Origin of the sequence: Streptomyces pyxinae (assembly GCF_024756275.1) — a bacterium.
Taxonomy (GTDB): Bacteria; Actinomycetota; Actinomycetes; order Streptomycetales; family Streptomycetaceae; genus Streptomyces; species Streptomyces pyxinae.
Genome location: NZ_JANUGQ010000019.1, coordinates 117,551 through 141,609, shown reverse-complemented (window position 1 = coordinate 141,609; position 24,059 = coordinate 117,551). Strand labels below are relative to the sequence as shown.

General features: G+C 74.9%; 20 protein-coding genes. 4 read left to right on the top strand and 16 right to left on the bottom strand.

The window, feature by feature from the left end:
* Positions 1-38 precede the first annotated feature (38 nt).
* The 6 genes from NX801_RS21395 to hrcA all read right to left on the bottom strand — a co-directional run bounded on the left by NX801_RS21395 (position 39) and on the right by hrcA (position 6,060).
* Complete coding sequence (locus NX801_RS21395) at positions 39-941, bottom strand: ribonuclease Z (RefSeq protein ID WP_258789429.1); 903 nt, start codon at positions 939-941, stop codon at positions 39-41.
* A gap of 6 nt (positions 942-947) precedes the next feature.
* Positions 948-1,307 carry a histidine triad nucleotide-binding protein gene (locus tag NX801_RS21390; RefSeq protein WP_258789428.1) on the bottom strand — a complete coding sequence of 120 codons (360 nt, stop codon included), beginning with the start codon at positions 1,305-1,307 and terminating at the stop codon, positions 948-950.
* Between the two features lie 414 nt (positions 1,308-1,721).
* Positions 1,722-2,453, bottom strand: a complete 732-nt coding sequence (locus NX801_RS21385; RefSeq protein ID WP_258789427.1) for a 16S rRNA (uracil(1498)-N(3))-methyltransferase — start codon at positions 2,451-2,453, stop codon at positions 1,722-1,724.
* Positions 2,450-3,547: a nitronate monooxygenase gene (locus tag NX801_RS21380; protein WP_258789426.1), complete on the bottom strand. Its 1,098-nt coding sequence runs from the start codon at positions 3,545-3,547 to the stop codon at positions 2,450-2,452. The genes NX801_RS21385 and NX801_RS21380 overlap by 4 nt, the downstream gene beginning before the upstream one ends.
* Before the next feature lie 359 nt (positions 3,548-3,906).
* Positions 3,907-5,043 carry a molecular chaperone DnaJ gene (gene dnaJ, locus NX801_RS21375; RefSeq protein ID WP_258789425.1) on the bottom strand — a complete coding sequence of 379 codons (1,137 nt, stop codon included), beginning with the start codon at positions 5,041-5,043 and terminating at the stop codon, positions 3,907-3,909.
* Positions 5,044-6,060: a heat-inducible transcriptional repressor HrcA gene (gene hrcA, locus NX801_RS21370; RefSeq protein WP_258789424.1), complete on the bottom strand. Its 1,017-nt coding sequence runs from the start codon at positions 6,058-6,060 to the stop codon at positions 5,044-5,046.
* 193 nt (positions 6,061-6,253) lie between these two features.
* Between hrcA and NX801_RS21365 the strand changes: the two genes are divergently transcribed.
* Both NX801_RS21365 and NX801_RS21360 read left to right on the top strand, forming a co-directional pair.
* Positions 6,254-6,997, top strand: a complete 744-nt coding sequence (locus NX801_RS21365; RefSeq protein WP_258789423.1) for an MBL fold metallo-hydrolase — start codon at positions 6,254-6,256, stop codon at positions 6,995-6,997.
* A 276-nt stretch (positions 6,998-7,273) separates the two neighbouring features.
* A complete protein-coding gene (locus tag NX801_RS21360; protein WP_258789422.1) occupies positions 7,274-8,086 on the top strand; it encodes a DUF3097 domain-containing protein in 813 nt (270 codons plus the stop codon).
* A gap of 20 nt (positions 8,087-8,106) precedes the next feature.
* On the opposite strand, the gene NX801_RS21355 is transcribed toward NX801_RS21360, so the two are convergent.
* From NX801_RS21355 to lepA, 5 genes are all read right to left on the bottom strand, one after another.
* The gene (locus NX801_RS21355) at positions 8,107-8,571 is read right to left on the bottom strand and encodes a hypothetical protein (RefSeq protein WP_258789421.1); all 465 of its coding nucleotides are present in this window, start codon (positions 8,569-8,571) and stop codon (positions 8,107-8,109) included.
* A 154-nt stretch (positions 8,572-8,725) separates the two neighbouring features.
* Positions 8,726-9,958: a radical SAM family heme chaperone HemW gene (hemW, locus tag NX801_RS21350; RefSeq protein ID WP_258789420.1), complete on the bottom strand. Its 1,233-nt coding sequence runs from the start codon at positions 9,956-9,958 to the stop codon at positions 8,726-8,728.
* 135 nt (positions 9,959-10,093) lie between these two features.
* Entirely contained in the window at positions 10,094-12,022 is a 1,929-nt protein-coding gene (locus tag NX801_RS21345) for a SpoIIE family protein phosphatase (protein ID WP_428986191.1), read from the bottom strand.
* Positions 12,023-12,357: 335 nt separating this feature from the next.
* Positions 12,358-14,247 carry an AMP-dependent synthetase/ligase gene (locus tag NX801_RS21340; protein WP_258789419.1) on the bottom strand — a complete coding sequence of 630 codons (1,890 nt, stop codon included), beginning with the start codon at positions 14,245-14,247 and terminating at the stop codon, positions 12,358-12,360.
* A 405-nt stretch (positions 14,248-14,652) separates the two neighbouring features.
* Entirely contained in the window at positions 14,653-16,521 is a 1,869-nt protein-coding gene (gene lepA, locus NX801_RS21335) for a translation elongation factor 4 (protein ID WP_258789418.1), read from the bottom strand.
* A 237-nt stretch (positions 16,522-16,758) separates the two neighbouring features.
* Between lepA and rpsT the strand changes: the two genes are divergently transcribed.
* Positions 16,759-17,025, top strand: coding sequence for a 30S ribosomal protein S20 (gene rpsT / locus NX801_RS21330; protein ID WP_258789417.1), 267 nt, complete (start codon positions 16,759-16,761; stop codon positions 17,023-17,025).
* 273 nt (positions 17,026-17,298) lie between these two features.
* Here rpsT and holA read toward each other — a convergent pair whose 3' ends face one another.
* A complete protein-coding gene (holA, locus tag NX801_RS21325; protein ID WP_258789416.1) occupies positions 17,299-18,285 on the bottom strand; it encodes a DNA polymerase III subunit delta in 987 nt (328 codons plus the stop codon).
* Between the two features lie 247 nt (positions 18,286-18,532).
* Positions 18,533-18,778, bottom strand: coding sequence for a hypothetical protein (locus NX801_RS21320; RefSeq protein WP_258789415.1), 246 nt, complete (start codon positions 18,776-18,778; stop codon positions 18,533-18,535).
* A 158-nt stretch (positions 18,779-18,936) separates the two neighbouring features.
* Here NX801_RS21320 and NX801_RS21315 point away from each other — a divergent pair, with 158 nt between their 5' ends.
* Positions 18,937-19,923, top strand: coding sequence for an aldo/keto reductase (locus tag NX801_RS21315; protein WP_258789414.1), 987 nt, complete (start codon positions 18,937-18,939; stop codon positions 19,921-19,923).
* Between the two features lie 20 nt (positions 19,924-19,943).
* Here NX801_RS21315 and NX801_RS21310 read toward each other — a convergent pair whose 3' ends face one another.
* The 3 genes from NX801_RS21310 to NX801_RS21300 all read right to left on the bottom strand — a co-directional run bounded on the left by NX801_RS21310 (position 19,944) and on the right by NX801_RS21300 (position 23,976).
* Complete coding sequence (locus NX801_RS21310) at positions 19,944-22,466, bottom strand: ComEC/Rec2 family competence protein (RefSeq protein ID WP_258789413.1); 2,523 nt, start codon at positions 22,464-22,466, stop codon at positions 19,944-19,946.
* Positions 22,463-23,101 (bottom strand): ComEA family DNA-binding protein, encoded by a 639-nt coding sequence (locus NX801_RS21305; RefSeq protein WP_309505869.1) that lies wholly within the window; start codon positions 23,099-23,101, stop codon positions 22,463-22,465. Before NX801_RS21305 ends, NX801_RS21310 begins: the two co-directional genes overlap by 4 nt.
* Positions 23,102-23,721: 620 nt before the next feature.
* Positions 23,722-23,976 carry a hypothetical protein gene (locus tag NX801_RS21300; protein WP_258789411.1) on the bottom strand — a complete coding sequence of 85 codons (255 nt, stop codon included), beginning with the start codon at positions 23,974-23,976 and terminating at the stop codon, positions 23,722-23,724.
* Positions 23,977-24,059: the final 83 nt, after the last annotated feature.

Sequence of the window (24,059 nt, the reverse complement as noted above, 5' to 3'; positions counted from 1 at the left end):
AGCCTCGGCGTTCGGGTGTCCGGGGTCCGGTGGGGGCCTCAGCGTTTGGGGACCGGGACGCGGATCAGGTCCTGGGCGATGGTCAGCTCGCCCTCGAACCCGGCGGCGCGGGCCTGCCGCTCGAAGACCGAGGGATCGCCGTACCGCTGGGAGAAGTGGGTGAGCACCAGCCGCCGCACCCCGGCGTCCCGGGCCACGGCCGCCGCCTGCCCCGCCGTCAGATGGCCGTGGTCGGCGGCGAGCCGGGCGTCCTCGTCGGTGAAGGTGGACTCGATGACCAGCAGGTCGCATCCCTCGGCCAGGGCATGGACGCCCGCGCAGAGCCGGGTGTCCATGACGAAGGCGAACCGCTGGCCGCGCCGGACCTCGCTGACCTCCGCCAGCCGGACCCCGCGCAGCTCGCCCTCCCGCTGGATGCGGCCCACGTCCGGGCCGCTGATCCCGGCGGCGGCCAGCCGCTCGGGCAGCATCCGGTGGCCGTCCGGCTCGATCAGCCGGTAGCCGAAGGACTCGACCGGGTGGGAGAGCCGGCGCGCCTCCAGCGTGTACGCCGGGGTGGTGGCGAACACGCCGTCGGCGGCGACCGGTTCCTCGGCCAGCCGGACCGTCTCGCGATAGGCCGTGGCATACCGCAGCCGGTCGAAGAACCGCTGCCCGCTCGCCGGGTAGTGGGCGCTGACCGGGTGGGGCACCTGATCCAGGTTGATGCGCTGGATCACCCCGGGGAGGCCCAGGGAGTGGTCGCCGTGGAAGTGGGTGACGCAGATCCGGTTGATGTCGTGCGCCGCCACGCCCGCGCGCAGCATCTGCCGCTGGGTGCCCTCGCCGGGGTCGAAGAGGATGCCCTCGCCGTCCCAGCGGAGCAGATAGCCGTTGTGATTGCGGTGGCGGGTGGGCACCTGGCTGGCGGTGCCCAGCACGACGAGTTCGCGAACCGACACGCCGGACTACCCGGGGGGCCAGGTCAGGTCACGGCCGCCCAGCACATGGGCGTGCACATGAAAGACGGTCTGCCCGGCGCCCGCACCGGTGTTGAGGACGATGCGGTACCCACCGGCGGCGACGTGCTCCTGGGCGGCGACCTCGCCGGCCTCGCGGAGCAGGTCGGCGGTGAGCTCCGGCGCCTCGGTCGCCAGGCTGACCGCGTCGGCGTGGTGGGCGCGCGGGATCACCAGGACATGGGTGGGGGCCTGCGGATTGATGTCGCGGAAGGCGACGGTGGTCGCGCTCTCGCGGACGATCGTGGCCGGGATGTCCCCCGCCACGATTTTGCAGAACAGGCAGTCGCTCTGCGGCTCTCCGGCCATGCTCGGGTCCTTTCTCCAGGTCTCCTGTCCGGGTATCCGGCTCTCCGCGCCTCCGGGCCGGGCACCCGCGACGACGGTGCGCGGTACGCCGTGCGCGTGGTGCGGTGCGCGGTGGGCGTGGTGCGGGGGTGCCCGGTGGTGGAGACACGCGTGTGAAGATCCGTACGGAGGCACTCTATCGACGGACGCCGACAGCCATCCCGGGCCCCGGCTCCCCCGGGCCCGGGCCTGAGCCGGGGCTCGGGCCCCACACCTGCCCCCGAGCTCCGGACCAGGAATCCGGACCGGGCCCCGGGCTCCGGACCTGCCCTCGGGGCCCCGGGCCCGGAATCCGGACCGGGCCCCGGAATCCGAACCAGGTCCCGGGCTCCGGACCGGGCCCCCGGCCACCGCCCTCGGACCGCGCCCCCGGCTTCAGGACCAGCGGCCGGTGCGGCCCAGCAGCAGGGCGGTGGCGGCGGTACCGGCGGTGGAGGTGCGCAGCACGCTGCGGCCCAGCCGGTACGGGCCCGCGCCCGCCGCCGCGAAGACGGCCAGCTCCTCGGGCGAGACGCCCCCCTCGGGCCCCACCACCAGGACCAGGTGGCCGGTGGCCGGGAGGGCGGCGGTGGCGAGCGGTTCGGCGCCCTCCTCGTGGAGGACGGCGGCGAAGTCGGCCCCGGCCAGCAGCTCCGCGACCTGCCGGGTGGAGGCCGGGTCGGCCACCTCGGGGAAGCGCAGCCGGCGGGACTGCTTGCCCGCCTCCCGGGCGGTGGCCCGCCACTTGGCGAGCGCCTTGAGGCCCCGGTCGCCCTTCCACTGGGTGATGCAGCGGGCGGCGGTCCAGGGCACGACGGCGTCCACCCCGGTCTCGGTCATGGTCTCGACGGCCAGTTCGCCCCGGTCGCCCTTGGGCAGGGCCTGGACGACGGTGATCCGGGGCTCGGGCGCGGGCTCCTCCCGGACCTCGGCCACCGTGACCTCCAGCCGGTCCTTGCCCTCGACGGCGGCGACCGTGCCGTACGCCCCGGTGCCGGCGCCGTCGGTGAGGACGATCTCCTCGCCGACCCGGAGCCGCTTCACCGAGACGGCGTGCCGTCCCTCGGGGCCGTCCAGGGTGAGGGTGCCGGGGGTCACCCGGTCCACGACGAAGACGGGCGCGGTCACGAGGCGGCTCCCCGGGCGCCGGACGCACCGGCGACGGCGTCGAGTTCCCCGGCCAGCACCGACACCAGCCGGGCGGCGGGCAGTTCCCGGGCGAGCCGGTGGCCCTGGCCGGCCCAGAGCGCCATCGCCTGCGGGTCGCCCGCCGCCGCGGCGGCCTTGCGGAGCCCGGAAGTCAGATGGTGCACCTCGGGATAGGCGGCGGGGGCGTACGGGCCGTGCTCGCGGATGAACCGGTTGACCAGCCCCCGGGCGGGGCGGCCGGAGAAGGCCCGGGTCAGCTCGGTGCGGACGAACATCGGGCTGGTCATGGCCTGCTTGTGCAGCGCGTGGGCGCCGGACTCGGGACAGACCAGGAACGCGGTGCCGAGCTGGGCGGCGTCGGCCCCCGCCGCGAGGACGGCGGCGATCTGGCTGCCGCGCATCAGCCCGCCGGCCGCCACGATCGGCAGCGGCACGGTCTCCCGGACCAGGGTGACCAGCGCGAGCAGTCCGGTGCCGCCGCACGCGCCGTCGGCCTCCGGGTCGTCCCGGTGGGTGCCCTGGTGGCCGCCGGCCTCGGTGCCCTGCACACAGACCGCGTCGGCGCCCGCCCACTGGGCGTCCCGCGCCTCGTCCGCCGAGGTGACGGTGACGACGGTGCAGGTGCCGGCCCGGGCGAAGGCGTCCAGGGTGTCCCGGTCGGGGCAGCCGAAGGTGAAGGAGACCACCGGGACCGGGTCGTCCAGCAGGATGGCGAGCTTGGCCTCATAGCCGTCGTCCCGGCCCGACTCGGGGTCGCCGAGCGGGGTGTCGTACCAGGTGGCCTCGCCCGCGAGCTGGTCCCGGTAGACCGCGACGGCGGCCGGGTCGGCGGGCCCGGACCCCGGCATGAACAGGTTGACGCCGAACGGCCGGGAGGTGAGGGCGCGGACCTGCTTGATCTCCTCGTACATGCTGTCGGCCGTCTTGTAACCGGCGGCCAGGAAGCCGAGCCCGCCGGCCTCGGAGACGGCGGCGGCGAGCCCCGGGCAGGAGGCACCGCCCGCCATCGGGGCCTGGACGATCGGATGGCGCCAGAGATCGGTCAGCGAGGTGGGCGACGGGGCGGATGACATGCACGCATGGTGTCACGCTCCGGGGCCGCGCCCCTACCCGCGTCCGGATACCCGGAGGCCGGGGACGTACGCGCCTGAGCCGGGACGTACGCACCCGGAGCCGTACGCACCCGAGGGAGGGCCGTACGCGTACGGGAGCAGGGCCGTACGCACCCGAGGGAGGGGCCGTACGCGTACGGGAGCGGAGCCGTACGCGTACGGGAGTCACGGAGCCGGAGCCGTACGCGTACGGGAGTCGCGGGAGCGGCGCCGTACGCGCGGCGGTGTGCCCGTGGCGGGCCGGGCGGCACGGCGACGGCCGCCGCCCGGGAGGGGCGACGGCCGTCAGCGTGTTGGGAGCAGGACGAACCGGGCGGCGCTCAGCGGCCGTTGAAGGCGTCCTTCAGCCGGGAGAACAGTCCCTGCTGGCCCGGCTGGAACTGGCCGGTCGGCCGCTCCTCGCCGCGCAGCTTGGCCAGTTCGCGCAGCAGCCGCTCCTGCTCGGCGTCGAGCTTGGCCGGCGTGAGCACCTCGACATGCACGATCAGGTCGCCGCGCCCGCCGCCGCGCAGGTGGGTGACACCGCGCCCGTGCAGCGGGATCGACTGGCCGGACTGGGTGCCGGGGCGGATGTCCACCTCCTCCACGCCGTCGAGCGTCTCCAGCGGCACCTTGGTGCCGAGCGCGCCCGCCGTCATGGGGATGGTCACCGTGCAGTGCAGATCGTCGCCGCGCCGCTGGAAGACCGAGTGGGGCAGCTCGTGGATCTCCACATAGAGGTCGCCGGCCGGACCGCCGCCGGGGCCGACCTCGCCCTCGCCGGCGAGCTGGATGCGGGTGCCGTTGTCCACACCGGCCGGGATCTTGACCGTGAGGGTGCGGCGGGAGCGCACCCGGCCGTCGCCCGCGCACTCGGGGCAGGGGGTCGGCACGATGGTGCCGAAGCCCTGGCACTGCGGGCAGGGGCGCGAGGTCATGACCTGGCCCAGGAAGGACCGGGTGACCTGCGAGACCTCGCCGCGGCCCCGGCACATGTCACAGGTCTGCGCGGAGGTGCCGGGGGCGGCGCCCTCGCCGGAGCAGGTGGTGCAGACGACGGCGGTGTCGACCTGGATGTCCTTGGTGGTGCCGAAGGCCGCCTCGTCGAGCGTGATCTCCAGCCGGATCATCGCGTCCTGGCCGCGCCGGGTGCGGGACCGGGGGCCGCGCTGGGACGCCGTACCGAAGAAGGCGTCCATGATGTCGCTGAAGTTCCCGAAGCCGCCGGCGCCGAAGCCGCCCGCGCCACCGCCGCCCGCGCTGGAGAGCGGGTCGCCGCCGAGGTCGTAGACCTGCTTCTTCTGCGGGTCCGACAGCACCTCGTAGGCGGCGTTGATCTCCTTGAAGCGCTCCTGCGTCTTCGGATCCGGGTTCACGTCCGGGTGGAGCTCACGCGCCAGCCGGCGGAAGGCCTTCTTGATCTCGTCCTGGGACGCGTCGCGGCGCACGCCGAGTACGGCGTAGTAGTCCGTGGCCACTTACGACTCCGCCAGGATCTGTCCGACGTAACGTGCCACTGCGCGTACCGCTCCCATCGTTCCGGGGTAGTCCATGCGGGTCGGTCCGACCACGCCGAGTTTGGCGACCGCCTCTTCGCCCGAACCGTAACCGACCGCGACGACGGACGTGGAGTTGAGTCCCTCGTGGGCGTTCTCGTGCCCGATGCGCACGGTCATGGCCGAGTCCGTGGCCTCGCCCAGCAGCTTCAGCAGCACGACCTGCTCCTCCAGCGCCTCCAGCACGGGCCGGATGGTGAGGGGGAAGTCGTGCCCGAAGCGGGTGAGGTTGGCGGTGCCGCCGATCATCAGCCGCTCCTCGGTCTCCTCGACCAGGGTTTCGAGCAGCGTCGCCAGCACCATGGAGACCGTACCCCGGTCCTCCGCGTCGAAGGAGTCGGGGAGATCCTGCACCAGCGGCGGGACGTCCGCGAACCGGCGCCCGGCGACCCGGCTGTTGAGCCGCGCCCGGAGGTCGGCCACGGCCGTCTCGCCGATCGGGGCCGGGCAGTCGACCATCCGCTGCTCGACCCGGCCGGTGTCGGTGATCAGCACCAGCATCAGCCGGGCCGGGGCCAGCGACAGCAGCTCCACATGGCGCACGGTCGACCGGGTCAGCGACGGGTACTGCACCACCGCCACCTGCCGGGTCAGCTGCGCCAGCAGCCGGACCGTCCGCCCCACCACGTCGTCCAGATCGACCGCGCCGACCAGGAAGTTCTGGATGGCGCGGCGCTCCGGCGAGGAGAGCGGCTTGACCCCGGCGAGCTTGTCGACGAAGAGCCGGTAGCCCTTGTCGGTGGGGATGCGGCCGGCGCTGGTGTGGGGCTGGGCGATGTACCCCTCCTCCTCCAGCACCGCCATGTCGTTGCGCACCGTGGCCGGCGAGACGCCGAGGCGGTGGCGCTCGGTGAGCGCCTTGGAGCCGACCGGCTCCTCGGTGCCGACATAGTCCTGGACGATCGCGCGCAGGACTTCGAGTCTGCGTTCACTGAGCACGCGCGCACCTCCAGCTGGCTCCGGTTCCCGGCCGTCTTCCCTGCCGTCGCTGGCACTCACGGTGTCGGAGTGCCAGGCAATCCCGGTAAGTGTACGGCGCCGGGGTGCGCGGTGGGCAAGGGCGGCCGACCACGGTACCGCGCGGCGGTGCCGGTCGTCCCCGGTCGCGGGCCCGGCGGCTACCGTCGGGCGCATGGCTGTGGACTGGGAGAAGGCCGGCTGGGAGCGGCTGGCCGAGGGGGTGGGCCGGCGCCGGCTGCCCGGCTGGGACGCCACGACAGGGCTGGTGGCGGGGTCGGCGGGGGCGCTGCTGCTGGACACCGGGGCCACCCCGGCACAGGGCGCGGAGGTGGCGGAGCAGACCCGGCGGCTGCTGGGCGGCGGCCGGAGCGTGACGCATGTCGCACTGAGTCATCCGCACTTCGACCATGTGCTGGGCACGTCCGCGTTCCTCGGCGGGGGCGCGGTCGGGGTGTACGCCGCCGAGGGCGCCGGCCGGGTGCTGGACGGGGGCCGGGCGGAGCTGCGGGCGGACGCGGTACGGCACGGCGTGCACCCGGCGGAGGCGGAGGCGGCGGTGGCCGCGCTGGTGGTGCCCGACCGGCCGGTACGGGACGAGCTGGCGCTCGACCTGGGCGGCCGGCGGGTGGTGCTGGTCGCGCTGGGCGCCGGGCACACCGGGCACGACCTGGCGGTCCTGGTGCCGGGAGCGGCCGGGGCGCCGGCCGTGGTGTTCTGCGGGGACCTGGTGGAGGAGTCGGGCGATCCGCAGGCGGGCCCGGACGCGGTCCCGGCGCGCTGGCCGGCGGCGCTGGACCGGCTGCTCACCCTGGGCGGCCCGGAGGCACGGTACGTCCCGGGCCACGGGGCGGTGGTGGACGCCGCCTTCGTCCGGGCCCAGCGGGACGCGCTGGCCCGGCGGTTCGGGACGGGGTGAGCGGCCGGGGGCCAGTCGCCGCGGGTCCGGCCGGTGCGCGGACGTCGCCGGTGCGCGGACGCCGGCCGGTGCGGGAGCCCAGCCGGCGCGGGGGCCCAGCCGGCGCGGGTGTCCGGCCGGCGCGGGGGCGCCGGTGTGGGGGCCCGGTCGGCGCGGGCCCGGCCGGTGCGGGTGTCCGGCCGGTGCGGGAGCGCCGGTGTGGGGGCGGCAACACCGGGCGCGGGTCCGGCGGTTCGGGGCGGGGCGGGCCGGTGGCCATGCCGTAGCGTCTGGCGAATGCGCGCTTACGACCCTGATCTCACCCCCTCCTGGAAGCGTCCGGCCCCGGTGCCCGAGGTGCCCGCCGACCCGGACCTGGTGGTCGAGGAGGCCGGCACCGGCTTCTGCGGGGCGGTGGTCGGCTGCGAGGCGGGCACGGTGACCCTGGAGGACCGGTTCGGCAAGCACCGGGTGTTCCCGCTGACCCCGCGCGGCTTCCTGCTGGAGGGCCGGCCGGTGACCCTGGTCCGCCCGGCCGCCGCCGCTCCGGTACGCCCCACCCGGACCGCCTCCGGCTCGGTGGCCGTCCCGGGAGCCCGGGCGCGGGTGGCCCGGGCCGGGCGCATCTATGTGGAGGGCCGCCACGACGCCGAGCTGGTGGAGCGGGTCTGGGGCGACGACCTGCGCGTCGAGGGCGTGGTGGTGGAGTACCTGGAGGGCGTGGACGACCTCCCGGCCATCGTGCGGGAGTTCGGCCCGGGCCCGGACGCCCGGCTCGGGGTGCTGGTGGACCATCTGGTGCCCGGCTCCAAGGAGTCCCGGATCGCCGCCCGGGTCACCGACGCGCACACCCTGGTGGTGGGCCACCCGTACATCGACATCTGGGAGGCCGTGAAGCCCGCCTCGGTCGGCATCCCGGCCTGGCCGTCGGTGCCGCGCGGCCAGGACTGGAAGACCGGCGTCTGCCGCGCCCTCGGCTGGCCCGAGAACACCGGCGCCGCCTGGCAGCACATCCTCTCGAAGGTCCACTCCTACAAGGACCTGGAACCGGCACTGCTGGGCCGGGTCGAGGAGCTGATCGACCATGTGACGGCACCGGAGGCTTCCTGACAGCAGCCCCGGGGGCCCGGTCACCGGTCGGCCGGCCGGGCTCCCGTCGGGTCGCCGCCGTCCCGGGCCAGGACCACGCGGAGGTGCCGGGAACGCCAGAAGCTCAGCAGCCACGCGGCCGGCAACTGGAGGGTGAGCAGGGCGAATCCCGCCGTGACGAACGCGTCGTCGACCGGCACGGCGGCTCCCTCCCACCAGGCGGCGAGGCCGGCCCACAGCAGCAGAACCAGCAGGTAGGCGCCTCCGTCGATCAACCGGATACGCCACACCGGCAGAGGAGCGGCGCACCGGCGCGTCAGGATGAGGGTGAGCGTCGCCGCGGCCAGGAACACGTGGGCCAGAGGGTTGGCGACCCGGAGCGACACCCAGGATCCGAGGTCGCCCGCAGCCGCCGACCAGGCGAGATCGACCACGGCTCCGGTCATCCAGGATCCGATGACGACGATCAGCGCGTAGGAGACCGCGCTACGCCAGGTGACGGTCATGTCACGCTCTTCCGTGGCGGGCCGACGGGCCACCGGGTGCGGCGGTCCACTTGCGCGGCCAGTCTCCTCCTCGCCTCCCCGGAGCGCGGGCACCGGGGCTCCCGATCGCCGGGCCCCGCCCCGGTCGATCAGGACCCGCCCGGCCGGACCGGTCCTAGTCGACCAGGTCCCGGACGACCGCGTCGGCGAGCAGTCGGCCGCGCAGGGTGAGGACGGCGCGGCCTGCGGCGTACGGGGCGGGGTCCAGCAGGCCGTCCCGGACCGCCCGGTCGGCCGCCGCGCGGCCGGTCTCGCGCAGCAGCGACAGCGGGCAGCCGTCGCGGAGCCGCAGCTCCAGCAGGATCCGCTCGACGCGCCGGTCCTCGTCGGCCAGCAACTCGCGCCCGGCGCCCGGTGAACGGCCCTGGGCCAGCGCGGCGGCGTAGGCGCCCGGGTGCTTCACGTTCCACCAGCGGACCCCGCCGACATGGCTGTGCGCGCCGGGCCCGGCGCCCCACCAGTCGGCGCCGCGCCAGTACAGCTCGTTGTGGAGGCAGCGGCCGGCCTCGGTGGTGGCCCAGTTGGAGACCTCGTACCAGTCGAAACCGGCCGCGGCCAGGGTCTCGTCCGCGATCAGATAGCGGTCGGCGTGCACATCGTCGTCGGTCATCGGCACCTCGCCGCGCCGGATGCGGCGGGCCAGGCCGGTGCCGTCCTCCACGATCAGGGCGTACGCCGAGACGTGGTCCGGGCCCGCGCCGATCGCCGCCGCCAGCGAGGCCCGCCAGTCGTCGTCGCTCTCACCGGGGGTGCCGTAGATCAGGTCCAGGTTCACATGGTCGAAGCCGGCCGCCCGGGCCTCGGCCACGCACGCCTCGGGCCGGCCGGGGGTATGGGTCCGGTCGAGCACCTTCAGCACGTGCTGCCGGGCGCTCTGCATCCCGAAGGAGATCCGGTTGAAGCCGCCCGCCCGCAGCTCGGCCAGATAGGCCGGGTCCACCGACTCGGGGTTGGCCTCGGTGGTGATCTCGGCGTCCGGGGCGAACCCGAACTCCTGGCGTACGGCGTCCAGCATCCGTACGAGATCGGCGGCGGCCAGCAGGGTGGGCGTACCGCCGCCGACGAAGAGGGTCCGCACCGGCCGGGGGTCGTCGCCCAGCACCTTGCGGGCGAGCCGGACCTCCTCGGCCAGGGTGTCCGCGTAGTTGTCCCGGGAGGCGAGCACGCCGCCGGAACCGCGCAGCTCGGTGGCGGTGTAGGTGTTGAAGTCGCAGTAGCCGCAGCGGGACGCGCAGTACGGGACGTGCAGATAGAACCCGAGCGGCCGGTCCCCGGCCCCGAGCAGGGCGGACGCGGGGAGCGCGCCGTCCTCGGGCATGGGTTCGCCGTCGGGCAGTACGGAAGGCATACCGTCCATTGTCCGGCACCGGCGCGGAAGCTTCTCCGGCCCCGGGACGGGCCGGGGCCGGGCGGGCCGGAAGCTGGGACGGGCCGGGGCCGTACCGGGGTGACCACCGCCGCGTACGCCCCCCTGGCGCGGCGGTCAGCGGGCCTGGAGGACCAGGAGGGCCAGGTCGTCACGGACCGGGGTCTCGCCGAAGGAGTGCACGGCCTGGCGGAGCCGGTCGCCCACGTCCCGGGCGGGCAGTCCGGCGCACTCCGCCAGGGCGCGGGCCAGGCCGTCGCCGTCGTCGAACATCCGGCCGGACGGCGCGCGGCGCTCGGTCACCCCGTCGGTGACGCAGAGCAGCGTGTCGCCGGGGGCGAGCCGGAAGCTCTGGCTCTGGAAGCGGACGTCGTCCACCACGCCCAGCAGCAGCTGCGGCGAGGCGGCCTGGGTGACCGTGCCGTCCGGGCGGAGCAGCAGCGGCAGCGGGTGGCCGGCGCAGGCGAGGGTGCAGCGGGCGCCGCCGCCCTCCTCCGGGCCGAGCGGCTGGAGCTCGCCGTACAGCAGCGAGAGGAACCGGGGCTGGACCGGCGCCAGCGGTTCCTGGCCGCCCGCCGCCGCGACCACCAGGGCCGCCGCCTCGGCCGCCTCCATGGACTCGTCCAGGAGCAGCCGGTTGAGCCGCTCCAGGACATGGCCGACCGGGTGGCCCTCGCGGGCGAGCAGCCGCAGCCAGGGCCGGGCAAGCCCGGTGACCACGGCCGCCTCGGGGCCGCTGCCCTGGACGTCCCCGAGCATGAAGCACCAGCGGGCCGGGGCCCCGGGGGCGCCCGCGCCGGACTGGAAGACGTCGTAGAAGTCGCCGCCGGCCAGCCCCTCGTCGCTGGGCTCGTAGACCACGCAGCTCTCCACGCCCGGGATGCGGGCCACCCGGCTGGGGAGCAGGCCCCGCTGGAGCACCCGGCTGATGGTGGCCTGGCGGGTGTAGCGGCGGGCCGCTCCGATGGCCAGCGCCACCCGGCGGGCGAAGTCCTCGACCAGGGCGGTGACCCGCTCCGGGACGCGGCAGGGCGTCCGGTGGCCGAGCAGCAGGGTGCCGTACGCCTGGCCGCCCGCGACCAGCCGGTAGGCCAGCGCGCTGCCCTCCCCCGCCGCCTCGGGCCAGGCCAGCCGCACGGGCGCGGTGCCGGCCGCCTCGGTGAGCCGGGGCGGCTCCTTCTCCAGTACGGCGCGGAGCCGCTCCAGCGCCGATTCGTCGGCGTGCCAGACCCGGGCGAGGCGCGGTTCGCCGCCGTCGCAGCCCTCCAGCCAGAAGGCGCACCAGTCACCGAGCCGGGGCACCAGGAGCTGACCGGCCAGGGCGGCGACCATGTCCTCGTCCAGCTGCCCGGCGAGCAGGTCGGACGCCTCGGCCAGGAACGACGGGGCGCCCCGGTCGATCCACTCCCGCTCGTCGCGGGCGGCCGGGCGGGGCACCGGGGCGAGGATGCCGGCCGCCCGCAGTCCGCGCCGTACGGCCGGTTCGGCGGCGGGCTCCCCGGCGCCCGGTCCCGAGCCGGTGACCAGGGTGCCGGTCTCCCAGTCGTCCAGCGGCAGCCGGGCCCAGACGGTCTTGAGGCCGGAGCGGTAGGTGATCCCCCAGCACTCGGCGAGGGCGGCGACGAGCTGGAGCCCGCGACCGTATTCCTCCATGCCGTCCTCGCCGGCGCCCGAACCGGGCCGGGTGGACTGGAGCGGCCGGGTCGGGTGGTGGTCGGAGACCTCCAGGACCACGGCGGCGGGCCGGTCCTCGGCCGGCTCCTCCAGGCGCAGCAGCAGTTCGACGGTGGTCCCGGCGTGCACCACGGCGTTGGTGACCAGCTCGTCCACGACCAGGATCAGATCGTCCGCGACCCGCTGCCCGAGCAGCGCGGCGGCGGGCAGCCCGGCGCCGGACCAGTCCGCGAGCGCGGTGCGGACGAACCGCCGCCCGGCGGCGGGCGCCAGCGGATTGCCGGCCAGGCTGGTCCGCGTCACTGCGTGGCCCGGCGGCGGGAGCTGGGGCGGAAGGCCGCTGGTCTCCCGCTGGGTCGGAAAGGGCCCCACGTATGGCTCCTCGTCGGCTCCGGTCTGAACACCGATCAGAGTGACAGACCGAGCCCGCGCATAAGCGTCGAGTCACCGAAGTGTGGCACAAAATGGCGCCCGGTCCGAGCCGTGGTGCGCCCCCACCACCCGAACCGGGCACCCCGGCGCCCGGGATGCCCGGTACGGCCGTCCGGAACCGGTCGTTCCGGTGGGGTGGGGGCGCTGCGGGGCGGCCGAGCCGGAATCGACGCTTCCGGGCGGAACCGGCGCCTCCGCACCGGCCGGGGCGGCCCGTACGAGCGCCCGGGGCCTCCGGGGGTCCCGTACCGCCCGGGGTCCCGGCGGCCGGGGCCTCAGCTCTCCCGGCTGCCCGCGTACATGTCCTCGATGAGGTCCTGGTATGTCCGCTCCACCACCGGCCGCTTCAGCTTGAGGCTCGGCGTCAGCTCACCGTGCTCGATGTCCAGGTCGCGCGGGAGCAGCCGGAACTTCTTGATGGTCTGCCACCGCTGGAGGCCCTGGTTGAGCCGGTCCACGTACCCCTGCACCAGCTCGGTCACCTCGGGCGTGGAGACCAGCTCGGCGTACGGGCGGCCGCCGAGGCCGTGCTCGGCGGCCCAGTCGAGCAGGGCGGGCTCGTCGAGCGCGATCAGCGCCGTACAGAAGTTCCGGTCGGCGCCGTGGACCAGGATGTTGGAGACGAACGGGCAGACCGCCTTGAACTGCCCCTCCACCTCGGCGGGCGCGATGTACTTGCCGCCGGAGGTCTTGATCAGGTCCTTCTTGCGGTCGGTGATCCGGAGGTAGCCGTCGACCGACAGCTCCCCGATGTCGCCGGTGTGCAGCCAGCCGTCCGGCTCCAGCACCGCGGCGGTCTGCTCGGGCAACCCGTGGTAACCCGCCATGATGCCGGGGCCGCGCAGCAGGACCTCGCCGTCGTCCGCGATCCGCACCTCGGTGCCGGGCAGCGGCTTGCCGACGGTGCCGGTGCGGTACGCCTCGCCGGGGTTGACGAAGGAGGCAGCACTGGACTCGGTGAGGCCGTATCCCTCCAGGATGTGGATACCGGCGCCGGAGAAGAAGTAGCCGATCTCCGGGGCGAGCGCGGCCGAGCCGGAGACGGCGGCCCGCAGCCGGCCGCCGAACGCCTCACGCAGCTTCGCGTAGACCAGGGCGTCGGCGGCCTTGTGCCGGGCGGTGAGGCCGAAGGGGGCGGTGGCCCGGCCGGTGCGGCGGAAGTTGTCCTGGGTGACCTTGGCGTACTCGCGGGCGACACCGGCCGCCCACTGGAAGATCTTGTACTTGGCCGCGCCGCCGGCCCGGGCCTTGGCGGCGACCCCGTTGTAGACCTTCTCGAAGATCCGGGGCACGGCGGCCATGTAGGTCGGCCGGACCACCGGCAGATTCTCGATGATCCTGTCCACCCGGCCGTCCACGGCGGTGACATGGCCGACCTCGATCTGCCCGGAGATGAGCACCTTGCCGAAGACATGGGCGAGCGGCAGCCAGAGGTACTGCACGTCCTCCGGCGTGACCAGCTCGGTGGCGGCGATGGCCTTGGCCATGTACGACCAGCAGTCGTGCGGCAGCCGTACCCCCTTGGGGCGGCCGGTGGTGCCGGAGGTGTAGATCAGGGTCGCCAGCTGGTCGCCGGTGATCGCGGCCACCCGCTCGCGCACGCTCTCCGGGTGCTGCTCCAGACGCGCCCGGCCGCGCTTCTCCAGGTCCGCGAGGGAGAGCACCCAGCCCTCCGGGTCGCCGGGGGCGGGCGCGGCCCCGTCGGGGTCGACGACCACGACATGGGCGAGCCGGGGCAGCTCCGCCCGCCGCTCCCGGGCCTTGGCGAGCTGGACGGCGTCCTCCGCGATCAGGACCCGGCTCTCCGAGTCGGCCAGGATGTACGCGGACTCCTCGGCGTTGGTCTGCGGGTAGACCGTCGTGGTGGCGGCGCCCGCGCACATCACCCCGAGGTCCGCGAGAATCCACTCCACCCGGGTGCCCGAGGCGAGCGCCACCCGCTCCTCCGGCCGCACGCCGAGGTCGATGAGCCCGGCGGCGATGGCGTCCACCCGCTCGGCGGCCTGCCGCCAGCTGAGCGACCGCCACTCGTCGGGGCCCTGGCCGGAGGGAGGCGGCACCGGGCTGCGGTACGCCTCCGCGTCGGGAGTCTTCGCCACGCGCTCAAGGAAGAGGGCCGCCACGGACGGCGGCCGGTTCTCGATCATGGTCTGGGTGTCGCTCACGACGTCCTCCGGGCCCGGCCTGCGGCTGGACAGGGCTAGGGCTGTACGAGTGCCTGATGCCTGGATTGCTTAACTGGCGAGTAACCATCGAGCGGCTTCAGATTAAGGCGCCCGCGTCCGTCACGTAAGGGTCTGCCGCCCGGCGCTTCATACCCGCTTCATAACGGCGGTCGCCCGGGGCGGGGTGGCGGCCGGGCGGCGGTCGGTGGCGTGCCCGGCCGCCCGCCTGCACGACGGCGGCCCCGCTCTCCCGGCGGCGGCCCGGGGCAGGGCGGGGCCCGGGTCAGGGCGGCGGCCCGGGGCCCGGGGCATCGCGGCGGCCCGCCCGCACCGGAACGCGGAAGCGCCCGCCCCCGGAAACCAGGGGGCGGGCGCTCGGGACGCGGAGCGGAGTCGTACCGCTTCCTACTTCTTCTTCCCCGTGGCGGAGTCGTCGCTGGACAGCACCGCGATGAAGGCCTCCTGGGGCACCTCCACCGAGCCGACCATCTTCATCCGCTTCTTGCCTTCCTTCTGCTTCTCCAGCAGCTTCCGCTTACGGGAGATGTCGCCGCCGTAGCACTTGGCGAGCACGTCCTTGCGGATGGCGCGGATGGTCTCGCGGGCGATCACCCGGGAGCCGATGGCGGCCTGCACCGGCACCTCGAACGCCTGCCGGGGGATCAGCTCCCTCAGCTTGGCGACGAGCCGGACCCCGTAGGCGTACGCCTGATCCTTGTGGGTGATCGCGGAGAACGCGTCCACCTTGTCGCCGTGCAGCAGGATGTCCACCTTGACCAGGCTGGACGCCTGCTCGCCGGTGGGCTCGTAGTCCAGCGAGGCGTACCCGCGGGTCTTGGACTTCAGCTGGTCGAAGAAGTCGAAGACGATCTCCGCGAGCGGCAGGGTGTAGCGGATCTCCACCCGGTCCTCGGAGAGGTAGTCCATGCCGAGCAGGGTGCCGCGCCGGGTCTGGCACAGCTCCATGATCGAGCCGATGAACTCGCTGGGCGCCAGGATCGTGGCGCGCACCACGGGCTCGTGGACGGCCTCGATCTTGCCCTCGGGGAACTCGCTCGGGTTGGTGACGGTGTGCTCGGCGCCGTCCTCCATGGTCACCCGGTAGACCACGTTGGGCGCGGTGGCGATCAGGTCGAGCCCGAACTCGCGCTCCAGCCGCTCCCGGATCACGTCCAGGTGCAGCAGCCCCAGGAAGCCGACGCGGAAGCCGAAGCCGAGGGCGGCGGAGGTCTCCGGCTCGTAGACCAGGGCGGCGTCGTTGAGCTGGAGCTTGTCCAGCGCCTCCCGCAGCTCGGGGTAGTCCGAGCCGTCCAGCGGATAGAGCCCGGAGAACACCATGGGCTTGGGGTCCTTGTAGCCGCCGAGCGGCTCGGTGGCGCCCTTGGTCTGGACGGTGATGGTGTCACCGACCTTGGACTGGCGGACGTCCTTCACCCCGGTGATCAGATAACCGACCTCACCGACGCCCAGCCCGTCGGCGGCCAGCATCTCGGGCGAGTTGGTGCCGATCTCCAGCAGCTCGTGGGTGGCGCCGGTGGACATCATCCGGATGCGCTCGCGCTTGTTGAGCTTGCCGTCGACCACCCGGACGTAGGTGACCACGCCGCGGTAGGAGTCGTACACCGAGTCGAAGATCATCGCGCGGGCCGGGGCGTCGGCGACACCGACCGGCGCCGGAACGTCCCGGACCACCCGGTCGAGCAGCGCCTCCACGCCCATGCCGGTCTTGGCGGAGACCTTCAGCACGTCCTCCGGCTGGCAGCCGATGAGGTTGGCGAGCTCCTCGGAGAACTTCTCCGGCTGGGCGGCGGGCAGGTCGATCTTGTTGAGCACCGGGACGATGGTGAGGTCGTTCTCCATCGCCAGGTAGAGGTTGGCGAGGGTCTGCGCCTCGATGCCCTGGGCGGCGTCCACCAGCAGGACGGTGCCCTCACACGCGGCCAGGGACCGGGAGACCTCGTAGGTGAAGTCGACGTGCCCGGGGGTGTCGATCATGTTCAGGATGTGCGTGCTGCCCTGGGCCGGCCCCGCGGTGGGGGCCCACGGCAGCCGCACCGCCTGCGACTTGATCGTGATGCCGCGTTCGCGCTCGATGTCCATGCGGTCGAGGTACTGCGCGCGCATCTGCCGCTGCTCGACCACACCGGTCAGCTGGAGCATCCGGTCGGCAAGCGTCGACTTGCCGTGGTCGATGTGCGCGATGATGCAGAAGTTGCGGATCAGCGCCGGGTCGGTACGGCTCGGCTCGGGCACGTGGGTAGGGATCGCGGGCACGCGGGGTCCTGATTCTTGAGGCGCCGGGCGTCTCTGCTCGGGTCGGTCGGACAGCGATGGGAATACGGCGACAGGGGCGACAGGGGTACGCAGCCTCCATGGTCCCACGGACGGCGACCTGCGATCGGTTTGGGCCGCCGGGAGAACGGCTGCTACCGTGGACGGCTGTGTCTCGTGGCCCTCTCAGCGGCGGGGCACGCACCGAGAAAATCCTTACGAACCTGAAAAGGCTCTTTCGTGGCGAACATCAAGTCCCAGATCAAGCGGAACAAGACCAACGAGAAGGCGCGCCTGCGCAACAAGGCCGTCAAGTCGTCGCTCAAGACCGCGATCCGCAAGGCCCGTGAGGCTGTCGCCGCCGGTGACGCCGAGAAGGCCACCGTGGCCGCTCGCGAGGCGTCCCGCAAGCTCGACAAGGCCGTCTCGAAGGGTGTCATCCACAAGAACGCCGCCGCCAACAAGAAGTCGGCGCTGGCCTCCAAGGTTGCCTCCCTCCAGGGCTGAGCTCTGATGTGATCGCCGGAAGGGATCAAGCGGGCCCTCTCATCCGCTCCCGGCCGGCACTCCCGCGCCGCACGCGGCCTGCGTTCGCCACGCGGGTGCGGCGCACCACTTCGTGACCCGGAGGCCCCGGGCCCGTCCTTCCCCAGGACGAGCCCGGGGCCTCCGGCGTGCCCGGGGGCCCGGGGCTTCCCGTGGGCCTGCGGGGGCTTCCGGTGGCGGGTCCGGGGGGCTCCCGGAATGGCCGGGATCGGAAGCTTCCCGGAGTGGCGGGCTTCAGCGGCGGAGGCGGGCCGCGCGGGCGATGGTGACGACGGCCTTCTCCAGGGCGTACTCGGGGTCGTCCCCGCCGCCCTTGACCCCGGCGTCGGCCTCCGCGACCGCCCGCAGGGCCAGGGCCACCCCGTCCGGGGTCCAGCCGCGCATCTGCTGACGCACCCGGTCGATCTTCCAGGGCGGCATGCCCAGTTCACGGGCGAGGTCGGCGGGCCGGCCGCCGCGCGCCGAGGAGAGCTTGCCGATCGCCCGGACGCCCTGCGCCAGGGCGCTGGTGATCATGACGGGGGCCACGCCCGTGGAGAGCGACCAGCGGAGCGCCTCCAGGGCCTCGGCGGCCCGGCCCTCCACCGCCCGGTCCGCGACATTGAAGCTCGACGCCTCGGCGCGGCCGGTGTAGTAGCGGCCCACGACCTCCTCGTCGATGGTGCCCTCCACATCGGCGGTGAGCTGCGAGACCGCGCTCGCCAGCTCCCGCAGATCGCTGCCGATCGCGTCGACCAGCGCCTGGCAGGCCTCGGGGGTGGCGGACCGGCCCAGGGCGCGGAACTCGCCGCGTACGAAGGTGAGCCGCTCGGCCGGCTTGGTGGCCTTGGGGCAGGCCACCTCCCGGGCCCCCGCCTTGCGGGCCGCGTCGAGCAGCCCCTTGCCCTTGGCGCCGCCCGGGTGGAGCAGGACCAGGCTGATCTCCTCGACCGGGGCGGCGAGGTACGCCTTGATCTCCTTGACCGTCTCGGCGGAGAGGTCCTGGGCGTTCCGCACGACCAGCACCTTGCGCTCGGCGAAGAGCGAGGGGCTGGTCAGCTCCGCCAGGCCGCCGGGCTGGAGCTGGTCGGCGGTGAGGTCGCGGACATCGGTGTCGGCGTCGGCCGCCCGGGCGGCCACCACCACCTCCCGCACCGCGCGGTCGAGGAGCAGGTCCTCCTGGCCGACCGCGAGGGTGACGGCGGAGAGGGGGTCGTCGGTCGATTTCTTGTTGCTGGCCATCGCCCACCAGCATCCCACGCGCCACCGACACCCCGGCCGCCGTACGGCCCGGAGGCGCGGCACCGGTACGGCCCGGGCGGGCCGAGCCGTACGAGCCGGGCGAGGTCCGTACGGGCCCGGACACCGGAGCCGGCGGGGGTACGGGCCCGGCCACCCGGGTCGGCGGGGTACGGGCCCGGAGCCGTACGGCCCGGAGGTGGGGCACCGGTACGGCCCGGCCTCGGGTTCGTACCGATTCGCCCCCGGCCTACTGCTCCTCGCGCCAGCCGTCCCACTCGGCCGCGAACGCGTCCAGCTCGGCGGCGGCCAGCGTGCCCCGCGGGTCCTCCACGACCACCAGCCACTGGGCGTCCTCGGCGTCGTCCTCCCCGGCCAGCGCGTCCCGCACGAGCTGGGGCTCCTCGGCGATCCCGAAGCGGTCCCCCAGCGCCTCCGCGGCCTCCTCGGCGGCATCGCGGTCGGGCAGCACGAGTACATGTCTCACATCGCTCACCGCCCCATTCTCCCCAACCCCGGTTCACCGCCCCGCCCCGGGCGGCCGGGAGCGCACCGGGCCTCCGCCCTCGGCTCACCGGGGGCCGGGGGTTGACTTGGAGCGCACTCCAACCCCTAGCGTCCCGATCACGTGATCCAGTGTCAGGAGGCAGCACGATGAGCGACGTTCCCACCCGGCACCTGGGCGAGCTGGCCGTCTCGGCACAGGGTCTCGGATGCATGGGCATGAGCCACGCCTACGGCGCCGCCGACGACGCCCAGTCGATCGCGACCCTGCACCGCGCCCTCGATCTCGGGGTGACCCTGCTGGACACCGCCGACTTCTACGGCGCGGGGCACAACGAGGAGCTGGTCGGCCGGGCCGTCGCGGGGCGGCGCGACGAGGTGGTGCCGGCCACGAAGTTCGGCTTCGCCAACCGGCTGGGCGAACCCACCCGCATCCGGGGCGACGCCGCCTATGTGCGCCAGGCGTGCGAGGCGTCGCTGCGCCGGCTCGGGGTGGACCACATCGACCTCTACTACCTGCACCGGGTGGACCCTGGGGTGCCGATCGAGGAGACCGTCGGCGCCATGGCCGAGCTGGTGCGGGCCGGCAAGGTCCGCCACCTGGGACTCTCCGAGGCCGGTGCGCCCACCATCCGGCGGGCCCACGCGGTGCACCCGATCACCGCGCTCCAGAGCGAGTGGTCGCTCTGGACCCGCGACCTGGAGGCGGAGATCGCCCCGGTCTGCCGCGAGCTCGGCATCGGCCTGGTGCCGTTCTCCCCGCTCGGCCGCGGCTTCCTGACCGGCCAGTACGGCTCGGTCGAGAAGCTGGCCGAGAACGACATCCGGCGCAATCAGCCGCGCTTCGCCGACGGCAACCTCGAACGGAACCTGGCGATCGTGGCCAGGCTGACCGAGCCGGCCGCCGCCAAGGGCGTCACCACCGGCCAACTCGCCCTGGCCTGGGTGCAGCACCGGGGCGACGACGTGGTGCCCATCCCCGGCACCCGGCGGCAGCGCAACCTGGAGGAGAACCTCGTGGCCCTGACCGTCGAGCTGACCCCCGAGGACCTCACCGCCATCGAGGCCGCCGCCCCACCCGAGCAGATCGCCGGCCCCCGCTACGACGCCACCCATCTCTCCCACGTCGACAACTGACCCCTCCCTGCCGAGCCCGCTCACCCGGCCGTCCTCGGGTGGGCGCGGAGGCGGGTGGGTGGGCCGGTGACGGCGATGGGGCCGTTCCGGTCGGTGCGGAGGACGGCGGCTCCGGTGGCGCGGAGGGTGGTGAGGGTGCGCGGCGAGGGGTGACCGTAGGGGTTGTCCCGGCCGGCCGAGACCAGGGCCAGACGGGGGCGGAGCCGGTCGAGCAGGGCGGGGTCCTGGTAGGCCGAGCCGTGGTGGGCGACCTTGAGCACATCCACCGGGGGCAGCTCGGGGTGGGCGCGCAGCAGCGCTCGCTGGGCGGGGGGTTCGAGGTCGCCGGGGAGGAGGAGGGTGAGACCGCCGCCGGTGCGGACGAGGAGGGTGACGCTGGCGTCGTTGGGGCCCTCCGGGGGCAGGCCGGTCGGTGGTCCGGGCCAGAGGACCCGCCAGTGCAGCGGGCCCAGCCGGCGCCGCTCGCCCGGGACGGCCGGGAGCAGCGGGATTCCGGCCCCGGCGGCCGTCCGGCGTACGAAACCGGCCTGGCCAGGCGGGTCCTGGAGCCCGGTCGTCTGGATCGCGCCCACCGACCGGCCGCGCAGCACCCCGGGCAGCCCGGCCACATGGTCGGCGTGGAAGTGGGTGAGCAGCAGGAGCGGTACGCGGCTGACGCCCAGGTCGCGCAGGCAGCGGTCGACCGCCTGCGGCTCCGGGCCCGCGTCCACCACGACGCCGGTCCCGGCACCCGCCGCCAGCACCGTGGCATCCCCCTGCCCGACGTCGCACATGGCGAACACCCAGCCGGGCGGCGGCCATCCGGTGACGAGCCGGGTGAGCGGAGCGGGGCGCGCCACCGCGAGCAGCAGGAGCGCCGCGCCGAGGCCGGCCGCCCAGGGCTGGTGCCGGAGCAGCCGGACCAGCAGCACGGCGGCCCCGGTGAGGACGGCCAGCAGCAGTCCGCCGCCCCAGCCGCCCGGCCAGTCCAGCTCCGCGCCCGGCAGCGCGGCTCCGGTCCGGGCGACGGCGGCGATCCAGCCGGCCGGCAGGCCCGCGCACTCGGCCAGCAGCCGGGCCGCCGGTATCGCCACGGGCGCCAGGGCGAGCACGGCGAACCCGAGCACCGTCGCCGGGGCCACCGCCAGCTCCGCCACCAGGTTGCAGGGGATGGCGACCAGGCTGACCCGGGCGGCGAAGACGGCCACCACCGGGGCGCACACCGCCTGGGCGGCGGCAGCGGCGGCCAGCGCCTCGGCGAGCCGGCCCGGCACACCGCGCCGGCGCAGCGCGGCAGCCCACACCGGGGCCAGGGTCAGCAGGGCGCCGGTCGCCAGCACGGAGAGCAGAAAGCCGTAACTCCTGGCCAGCCAGGGATCGTAGAGCACCAGCAGCAGCACCGCACCGGCCAGTGCGGGCAGCAGCGATCGGCGCCGACCGGTGCCGATCGCCAGCAGAGTGATCAGCCCGCAGGCCGCCGCCCGCAGCACGCTCGGCTCGGGCCGGCAGACCAGGACGAAGGCGAGGGTGAGCACCCCGCCGAGCAGCGCCGTCGCCCGCAGCGGGATGCCCAGCCGGGGCGCCAGACCGCCGCGTTCGGCCAGCGAGGCCCTGCCGGGTGGGCCGATGAGGAGGATGAGGACGATGGTGAGGTTGCTGCCGGAGACGGCGAGCAGGTGGGTGAGGTCGGTGGCTTCGAAGGCCTGCTGGAGGTCGGGCGGCACTCGGGAGGTGTCGCCCACCACCAGGCCGGGGAGCAGGGCACGGGCGTCCGGGGCGAGCCGGTCGGTGGCGGTGCGCAGCCCGGCCCGGAGGGCGCCCGCCGCTCGCTGAACGGCGGTCGGCCGCGCCAGCACCCGGGGCGCGGCCTCGTCCGCCCGCAGGACGGCGGCGAACGGGTCGGCCCGGTCCCGGGGCGGGGCCAGCCGTCCGGACAGCCGCAGCCGGGTGGTGGGCAGCAGCCGCAGCCAGTCCCGGGCGCCCGGCCCGGCCGGCACCATCACCAGCACGGGCGACCGCACCCGGGTCACCGCCCCGTCGCGCGCCATGACCCGGTCCGCCTCGGCGTTCATGACGACCGAGCCCGGGCCCAGTCGGGCGCCGCGCACCCTGGGCCGGAGCAGCCGGGGGTCGGAGGCGAGCGTCAGCTCCACGGTCACCCGCGCGAACTCACCGGCGAGCCCGGGTAACGGGCCCCGGCGCAGCTCGGCGGTGTGCAGCCCGGCCGTGGCGGCCCCGGCGGCGGCGCAGAGCAGCACCGCCGCGCGGGCCGTCCCGTTCCGCCGCCGGGCTCCCGGCTTTCGGCGGCCCGGGAGCCCGGGCCCCGCGCCGCCGGCTGCCGGGCGGAACAGCAGCCCGGCGGCGAGCACGACGCAGAGCACCACCGCGACGGCCGTCCCGGCTCCCGTACCGCCCAGGGCGAGGGCGGCGCCTCCCCAGGCGGCCAGCGCGGGACCCACCAGGCGCAGATCGGCCGGGCCGGACCGGCGCGGATCGGACGGGCCCGACCGGTGCGCATCGGCCGGGCCCGGCCGGCGGGGACCGGTCGCCGGGGTGGTGGTCACGGGCGCACCCGGGGCCGGAGATCCTCGAACCGGCGGGCGCCGATGCCGTCGACCTCCCGCAGCTCGTCCACCGAACGGAAACTCCCGTGCGCGGTGCGGTAGTCCACGATGTGCTGGGCGAGCACCGGGCCGACGCCGGGGAGCGTGTCCAGTTCGCCCACCGACGCGGTGCTGAGGCTCAGCGGCCCGGTGGGGGCGAGCGCCGCCCCGGCCGTGCCCCCGCCGCCGGAGGCCGCCGGGCCCGCGGCGCCGACCGGCCCTGCGGGCGGCGGTGAGGCACCCGCCACGATCTGCTCACCGTCGCTGAGCAGCCGCGCCTGGTTCAGCCCGGCGAGCCCGGTGCCGGGGCGCACCCCGCCGGCCGCGCGCAGGGCGTCCGCCACCCGGGACCCGGCCGGCAACCGCACGACGCCCGGCCGCCGTACCTTCCCGGCCACGTCGACCAGGACGGGAGGCGAGGAAGGCGAGGGGGGTTGAGGCGCGGCGGCCGGTCCGCCCGGCGCCAGGGGCACGGCCGCCCGCACCAGTTCGGGTGGCCGCACGGGCTCCGGGCGGCCGGACCAGAACCACCAGCCGGCGCCCGCGACCGCCAGCGCCAGGACGACCGCGAGCGCGGCGAGCGGCCGGGGCTCCACCCCGCACCGCAACCGCACCCACACCGGCAGCAGCCGGACCGGGGCGAGCCGCCGCCCCCACCACGGGCCGAGCGGAGTGAGGGGAACAGTCCGGGCGGGCGGAAGCGGGTCCCGGGGAGGCGCGAGTGGAGGAGGGAGGTCGGGTCCTCCGGGGCCCGGCAGCAGGGCGTCGGCGCGCCGCCGCGACAGCGCGGCCGGGTCCGGTGGCGCGCCCGGGCGCCCGCCCGCTTCCGCGCGGGGCCGGGGAGCCGCCCGGTGCCGCCCCCGGGACCGCCCGTCGGAGCCGGGCGGTCGGCCCGGCCCGCTGGTGGCCGGGCGCGGACGGGCACGGGGCACCCCGGAAGGCCGGTCAGCGGCCGAGGGCCGGGAGGAAACCGAAGAGTGGTCGGTGGTGGAGGCAGGGAGCGGGTGGGGGGCACGGAGAGTCATGGGAGGCACGCTAGGGCGGGAGGACAGTCCCCGCCGAGGGGCCTGGATTCCGGTGGAAAAGTGGCCCGTTGTGGAAAAGTCGCTCACTCCGGAGAGTGGCGTCGGCGTGCCCGTGAATGTGCTCAGCCCATGCACCGGGGGGGGAGTGTGTCCCTTTCGTGCTCGGACCCGCTCGCGCCCGCTCGTGTCTGTCACACCTCGTTGAAACCGCGAGACGCGTCGTAGATCTCGGCCTCGATGACGATCACGAAGAAGGTGGTGACGACGTAGTGGACCGTTACGCCGTCTTCCCACATGGAGCGCGTCACCGTGTCGCTCGTGTAAGCAAGATGGCTGCCGGCGCCTTCAGGCTCAGCTGCGATCCTGCCGACAAGACGCAGGAACTTCCTCCGGTCCTCGGTCGGCAGGTAGTCGCGGAACCGGGCAACCTGCTCAGTGAACTGCACGGATCTCTTCATCGGGGCCAGATTCTATGGAACCGGCGAAATCCCCCGCAGGCAATATCGGCGGACGCGTCCTCGCCCGGGGG

Excerpts from the sequence above, each read along its gene's own strand:
- NX801_RS21390 (WP_258789428.1), bottom strand. The coding sequence starts at position 1,307 with ATGGCCGGAGAGCCGCAGAGCGACTGCCTGTTCTGCAAAATCGTGGCG.
- NX801_RS21380 (WP_258789426.1), bottom strand. The coding sequence starts at position 3,547 with ATGTCATCCGCCCCGTCGCCCACCTCGCTGACCGATCTCTGGCGCCAT.
- NX801_RS21365 (WP_258789423.1), top strand. The coding sequence starts at position 6,254 with ATGGCTGTGGACTGGGAGAAGGCCGGCTGGGAGCGGCTGGCCGAGGGG.
- NX801_RS21360 (WP_258789422.1), top strand. The coding sequence starts at position 7,274 with ATGCGCGCTTACGACCCTGATCTCACCCCCTCCTGGAAGCGTCCGGCC.
- NX801_RS21355 (WP_258789421.1), bottom strand. The coding sequence starts at position 8,571 with ATGACCGTCACCTGGCGTAGCGCGGTCTCCTACGCGCTGATCGTCGTC.
- hemW (WP_258789420.1), bottom strand. The coding sequence starts at position 9,958 with ATGCCTTCCGTACTGCCCGACGGCGAACCCATGCCCGAGGACGGCGCG.
- holA (WP_258789416.1), bottom strand. The coding sequence starts at position 18,285 with ATGGCCAGCAACAAGAAATCGACCGACGACCCCCTCTCCGCCGTCACC.
- NX801_RS21315 (WP_258789414.1), top strand. The coding sequence starts at position 18,937 with ATGAGCGACGTTCCCACCCGGCACCTGGGCGAGCTGGCCGTCTCGGCA.